General features: G+C 61.4%; 7 protein-coding genes. 5 read left to right on the top strand and 2 right to left on the bottom strand.

All coding sequences use genetic code 11. From position 1 onward, the window contains the following. The first annotated feature begins 296 nt into the window (after positions 1-296). From AF337_RS39140 to AF337_RS39125, 5 genes are all read left to right on the top strand, one after another. Positions 297-671, top strand: coding sequence for a VOC family protein (locus AF337_RS39140; RefSeq protein ID WP_049736366.1), 375 nt, complete (start codon positions 297-299; stop codon positions 669-671). Between the two features lie 3 nt (positions 672-674). Further along, complete coding sequence (locus AF337_RS39135) at positions 675-1,127, top strand: EVE domain-containing protein (RefSeq protein WP_049736365.1); 453 nt, start codon at positions 675-677, stop codon at positions 1,125-1,127. Further along, complete coding sequence (locus AF337_RS43085) at positions 1,124-1,309, top strand: hypothetical protein (protein ID WP_152971375.1); 186 nt, start codon at positions 1,124-1,126, stop codon at positions 1,307-1,309. The genes AF337_RS39135 and AF337_RS43085 overlap by 4 nt, the downstream gene beginning before the upstream one ends. A gap of 153 nt (positions 1,310-1,462) precedes the next feature. Beyond that, a complete protein-coding gene (locus tag AF337_RS39130; protein WP_049736364.1) occupies positions 1,463-4,177 on the top strand; it encodes an ABC transporter ATP-binding protein in 2,715 nt (904 codons plus the stop codon). 101 nt (positions 4,178-4,278) lie between these two features. Beyond that, entirely contained in the window at positions 4,279-4,746 is a 468-nt protein-coding gene (locus AF337_RS39125) for a cyclic nucleotide-binding domain-containing protein (protein WP_004679746.1), read from the top strand. Between the two features lie 9 nt (positions 4,747-4,755). On the opposite strand, the gene AF337_RS39120 is transcribed toward AF337_RS39125, so the two are convergent. Then, positions 4,756-5,046, bottom strand: a complete 291-nt coding sequence (locus tag AF337_RS39120) for a type II toxin-antitoxin system RelE/ParE family toxin (protein WP_049736363.1) — start codon at positions 5,044-5,046, stop codon at positions 4,756-4,758. After that, positions 5,043-5,501, bottom strand: a complete 459-nt coding sequence (locus AF337_RS39115; protein WP_049736362.1) for a hypothetical protein — start codon at positions 5,499-5,501, stop codon at positions 5,043-5,045. Before AF337_RS39115 ends, AF337_RS39120 begins: the two co-directional genes overlap by 4 nt. Between the last annotated feature and the right edge of the window lie 185 nt (positions 5,502-5,686).

The raw sequence follows: 5,686 nt of genomic DNA, 5'->3' as shown, positions 1-5,686 counted from the left end.
GCCTGACACCGCGTTCAATGCAGCGAGCCGTCATGAAAAACGTTACGGGGGGATGAACCGCAGTCGGCCGGCGACCGACCGTCCGTCGCCGGCCTGTTGATCTTGGCAGCCAGTGTGCATTTTCGGGAAGGTTGGCCTTCGGATGGCAACGGCGAATGCCGCCCGTATCACCATACCGTATATCTGTGCCCCTTTAATGTTCGGGGGCAATATCGCATCGGGACGGATGATACTGCCAGAATTTGGCAGTATCAGGTCATAAGGTTCTGCTGTCCAACGAACAACAGGAGATCCTTATGACCGCCAGCAACAGCATTCTTCTCTACGTGACCGACGCGCCAGCGAGCGCCCGCTTCTACGCCAAGCTGCTCGGGAAGGAGCCCGTGGAAGCGAGCGAGACCTTCGCCATGTTCATCCTGCCCTCCGGCCTGGGGCTCGGTCTCTGGGGCAAGGCCGGCGTCGCGCCCGCGCCGGCAGCAGCCGGCGGCGGCTGCGATATAGGGTTCAAGGTCGCGAAATCCGACGAGGTCGATGCCACCCACGCCGATTGGCAGGCCAAGGGCGCGAATATCGTCATGGCGCCGACCGATCTCGATTTCGGCCGAAGCTTCGTCGCCGCCGATCCCGATGGGCATCGCCTGCGTGTCTACACCGTGGCCGAGGAGGGTTGAACCATGGCCAAAGCCTGGATCGCCGTCGCCTCCGCAGAACATGTCCGCATCGGCCGTCAAGCCGGTTTCATGCAGGTCTGTCACGGCAAGGCATCACCCCTCCGGCGGATTACGCCTGGGGATCGCGTGATCTATTATTCGCCGACCGTCGTCTTCGGCGGCAAAGACCGCCTGCAGGCTTTCACCGCGATCGGCCAGGCCCGAAACGGCGCGCCCTACCAGGTGGAGATGGAAAGCGGTTTCAGGCCCTGGCGGCGGGATGTCGACTGGCGCCTTGCGGAGGAAACGCCGATCCGGCCGCTGCTCGGCCGGCTGGCCTTCACCCGGGTGGCCCCCAATTGGGGCTATCAGCTCCGCTTCGGTTTGTTCGGCATCGGCGATGAGGATGCCGATATGATCGCGGAAGCGATGAGCCATGCCGAGCCGACCACCATGCTTCGCGACGTCGCGGCGTGAACCTGACCGCCCGGACCAATGACCGGCCCCCGGATTTTTCCGGGGGTTTCTTTGCTCGCAGCGCCGATCCCGGCATGATTACGGACCTGTTCACGGATAAAATTATCCAGCAATTGCAAGCCCTACAGCCTCCTTTGCGCGTCTTTTCGGACGCGCGGCGCTGTAATCCAAAATTCCTGTGATATAAGCAATATTCCGGCGAGAATCGGCACGTCTGCAGCCGGTCGCTTCGCCTTGTATTCATTGCAATATCGGCGGTCCGGCTGCATGATCCTGTTCTCAGAATTCCTCCCCATCCCGGCCCCCGGAATTTCCCAGCACGCTGACGGTTAGCCATGGAAAAAAGCCTCGCCCGCTACATCTGGAAGAACACGCGGCTGCAGCAGCTGTGGATTCTGGCTGTCGTCGCCGCCTCGATGGTGCCCTACTTCCTGTCCTTCGATCTGCCGAAGCAGATCGTCAACGGACCGATCCAGGGCGACGGTTTCGAAGGTCCAGGCGCCAGGCAGACCTTCATGCACATTGCCTACGACATCCCGCTGATCGGCCATGTCGAATTCTTTCAAGGCTTGCAGCTCAACCGCTTCCAGATGCTGATGGCCCTCAGCCTGGTGTTTCTGGCGCTGGTGGTGCTGAACGGCCTCTTCAAGTTCTATATCAACACCTATAAGGGCCGGCTCGGCGAGCGCATGCTGCGGCGCATCCGCTTCGAACTGATCGACCGGGTCTTGCGTTTTCCGCCCATTCACTTCAAGCGGGTGAAATCGGCCGAGATCGCCACGATGATCAAGGACGAAGTGGAGCCGATGGGCGGCTTCACCGGTGACGCCTTCGTCTCGCCTGCCCTTCTCGGCGGCCAGGCGATCACGGCGCTCGCCTTTATCATCGTCCAGAATTTCTGGCTCGGCATGATCGCCGCCGGCATCGTCGGCGTCCAGGCCGTCGTCATTCCCCGCATGCGCAAGCGGCTGCTGGACCTTGGCCGCCAGCGGCAGCTGACGGCGCGCGAACTTTCCGGCCGCGTCGGCGAAATTGTCGACGGCATCGGTACGATCCACGGCAACGACACATCCAACCTCGAACGCGCCGACATCGCCTCGCGGCTCGGCCGGATCTTCTCGATCCGCTACGACCTTTACCAGTGGAAGTTCCTGGTGAAGTTCATCAACAACTTCCTCGCCCAGGTCACGCCCTTCCTGTTTTACGCGATCGGCGGTTACCTGGCATTGCAGGGCCGGCTCGACATCGGCCAGTTGGTTGCCGTCATATCAGCCTATAAGGACCTGCCCGGGCCGCTGAAGGAACTGATCGACTGGGACCAGATGCGCCAGGACGTGCAGGTGAAGTACCAGCAGGTCTACGAGCAGTTCAACGTCGAGCCGCTGATCGACAGCCGTATCCAGGAACTGGCGACCGCCCCCGTCGGCGCGCTGACCAGCGCACTGGTCGTCACCAATCTCTCGCTCTCCGACGACAGCGGCGCCCGCCTCGTCGAGCACGTCTCCGTCGAGATCAAGCCGAACGAAACGGTGGCGATCGTCGGCCCGAACGGCAGCGGCGCCGAAGCCTTCGCCGAAGCGCTCGGACGCATGGTCTGGCCCGATTCCGGCCGCATCACCATCGACGGGCGCGACCTTCTGGACCTGCCGGAATCGATCACCGGCCGGCGCATCTCCTATGCCTCGGCCGACACCTTCTTCTTCCACGGCTCGCTCGCCAGCAATCTGCTCTACGGCCTCAAACACGCGCCGATGACCGATCCCGTCTATGACGAGAAGCAAGCACTCGAATATAAATGGCATTCCGTCGAAGCGGTAAAGGCCGGCAATCCAACGCTCGACCTCAACAGCGACTGGGTGGATTATCAGGCGGCCGGCGCCAGCGGACCTGAAGATCTGCTGAAAGCCATCCGCCCGGTGCTCGACGCCGTGCTGATCTCGCAAGACATTCTCGATCTGGCGCTACGCTCGAACGTCAACACCGACGTGCATGTGGCCGTCAGCGACCACGTCGTCGCACTGCGCGCCTCGTTGCGAGACCGGCTGCGTGACGAGGGGCTCGACGGCATCGTCGTGCCGTTCGATTTCGACGCCTACAACGCCCAGGCGACGGTCGGCGAAAACCTGCTCTTCGGCACGATGAAGCGGCCGCTGATGACCAACCGCCGGCTGGCTGCCCATCCCTATTTCCAGCAGCTGTTCCGCGAGACGGGCCTAAGCACCGATCTCTACGCCATGGGCCTGGAGATCGCCGAGAACGCCGTCGAACTCTTCCACGACCTGCCGCCGGACCATCCGTTCTTCCAGCAGCTGACCTTCATGACGGCGGACGATATTCCGACCTACCAGGCGCTGCTGCAGAAGCTGCAAAGCCGCCGCTTCGAGGATGCCACACCCGAGGAGCGTTCGGCCATCATCCGGCTGAGCTTCGCCTATATCGAGCCGCGCCACCGCTTCGGCCTGCTGACCGACGAGCTGATGGACAAGATCGTCAGCGCCCGCAAGCAGTTCCACGAGCATATCCCGGCCGATCTCGCCGAGCTGATCGAGCGCTACGATGCCGAGCGTTTCACCCCATCGGCCAGCCTGATGGACAACGTGCTCTTCGGCCGCATCGCCTATCAGCAGGCCGACGCCTCCGATCGCATCCGCGCCATCATGGGCGAACTCTTCGACGCGCTCGATCTTTATGACGACGTGCTGTCGATCGGGCTGGAATTCGACGTCGGCTCCGGCGGCAAGCGGCTGACCATGGTGCAGCGGCAGAAGCTGAATCTCGCCCGTGCGCTGCTGAAACGCTCGGACTATTTCATCTTCAACCGGCCGCTGTCGGCGCTCGATCAGCGCGTTCAGGATCAGATCACCCGCAACATCGTCGAAGACCTGCACGAAGAAGGCAAGCGGCCGGCGATCATCTGGGTGCTCTCCAATGCGCGGCTCGCAGAGATGTTCGACCGGATCCTGCTCTTCGACCGCGGCGGGCTGGCGGAAGCCGGAAACTATCCGGAACTTTCCGAGAAAAACGGGATGTTCAAGGAACTGTTATCGTAATATTCTATTGCGGCGGCGATTATGGTAGGTGTTCCCGGGGGGACGCCCGGAATTGAAGGCGCCTGGTTCCAAGAACCCTGCGTCAGGGGATTGAAACGCTCATGCTGTTGAGAGACGAAGTCGAAATGCTGCGCCGGGTGCCGATCTTTTCGAGGATTGCGCCGGCCAAGCTCAAGCTTTTGGCCTTCACCTCCGATCGCATGACCTACAAGGCCGGCCAGGATCTTTTCCACCAGGGCGATGTCGGCGACGCCGCCTATGTCATCCTCTCCGGCAGCGCCGACATCATCGTCTCCTCGCCGGCCGGCGAGATCAAGGTCGCCGATGTCGAGCTCAATTCCATCGTCGGCGAAATCGCCATCCTCTGCGATGTCTCGCGCACGGCCACGGTGCGCGCCACCTCGCCGCTCGAAGTGCTGCGTATCAGCAAGGAGCACTTCCTGAAGCTGCTGAGCGACTTTCCGGAAATGGCCGTCGAAATCATGCGCGTGCTCGCCGACCGCCTGAACCACACGACGGCGGAACTGACCGCAGCACGGGCGGCGAAGCAGCCGCAGATGGCGCAGTAAGATTTCAGGTCAGGATGTCGGTGGCCATTTTTGCGCGCCATGGACGAGGCGCAATATTTCCACCTGTTCGAGTTTTTGGCGGACACGATAGATCACGATAAAAGATGTGCGCGAGATGACAAGTTCGCGCGTTCCATCGATTCGTCCGGGCCGGCCGATCTCCGGCTGATCGATGAGCAAATCGGTCTGACGCTCGATCTCATCAAGTTGGCTTATCGCGGCGCCGACATTCTGGTCGGCGATAAACTGAATGGCTCTTTTGCGATCGGATGCAGCTTTCGCACGCCAGACGAGCTTCACTTGCTCTCGCCCTTAAGCCGCGCCAACAGTTCCGCCCGTTCGCGCGCCATCTCTTCCTTGACGACTTCGTGCGAGATCCAGACCGCGTTCGGATCATCGGCTTCCCGGATCGCTTCCTCGACCTGTTCGCGGAACCATTTGTCGTATTCCGCCGCCTCATGGGTCCGACGCAAAGCGGCGGCCCGATCCGGCCGCGATGCCGTCTCGGGAACGTAATCGGCCGCATCGACATCGAACTGCGAGATGCCGATATCCTTGAGATAAGACACCAGCGTATCCATGCGCTTGAACACACGCACCTGCCGGCTGCGCTGGGCGGCGAGCGGGCGCTCTGATTTGCCGTAGCGGATGACAATGGACCAGCCGCCGGTCTTGCCGATGACATGCGCGGCATCGACCGCGCCTGCATCGACAAGGCGGGAAAGTGTCGAATGATCGATGGTTTCCGCGGCCATGGCATATCCTCTTTCAGGCCGACAAGGATATGCATTTAATTATAGATTGCAATGCATTCAATAATTGGAATTGCGCAGTTCGAAAACGAAAGCCTGCGTGGTTTCTCAATACCATGGCTGTCCGGTTTCGTGCCGATGGCTGCCCCTCACCCTAACCCTCTCCCCGTAAACGGGGCGAGGGGACG

It is taken from the genome of Rhizobium ecuadorense, assembly GCF_001187535.1.
GTDB lineage: Bacteria > Pseudomonadota > Alphaproteobacteria > Rhizobiales > Rhizobiaceae > Rhizobium > Rhizobium ecuadorense.
The sequence above is the reverse complement of the archived record's forward strand: the minus strand, read 5'-3'. Positions and strand labels throughout refer to the sequence as shown.

Bases quoted from the DNA above. Each gene is read 5' to 3' on its own strand.
- AF337_RS39115 (WP_049736362.1), bottom strand. From the start codon at position 5,501: ATGGCCGCGGAAACCATCGATCATTCGACACTTTCCCGCCTTGTCGAT.
- AF337_RS39140 (WP_049736366.1), top strand. From the start codon at position 297: ATGACCGCCAGCAACAGCATTCTTCTCTACGTGACCGACGCGCCAGCG.
- AF337_RS39130 (WP_049736364.1), top strand. From the start codon at position 1,463: ATGGAAAAAAGCCTCGCCCGCTACATCTGGAAGAACACGCGGCTGCAG.
- AF337_RS39125 (WP_004679746.1), top strand. From the start codon at position 4,279: ATGCTGTTGAGAGACGAAGTCGAAATGCTGCGCCGGGTGCCGATCTTT.
- AF337_RS39135 (WP_049736365.1), top strand. From the start codon at position 675: ATGGCCAAAGCCTGGATCGCCGTCGCCTCCGCAGAACATGTCCGCATC.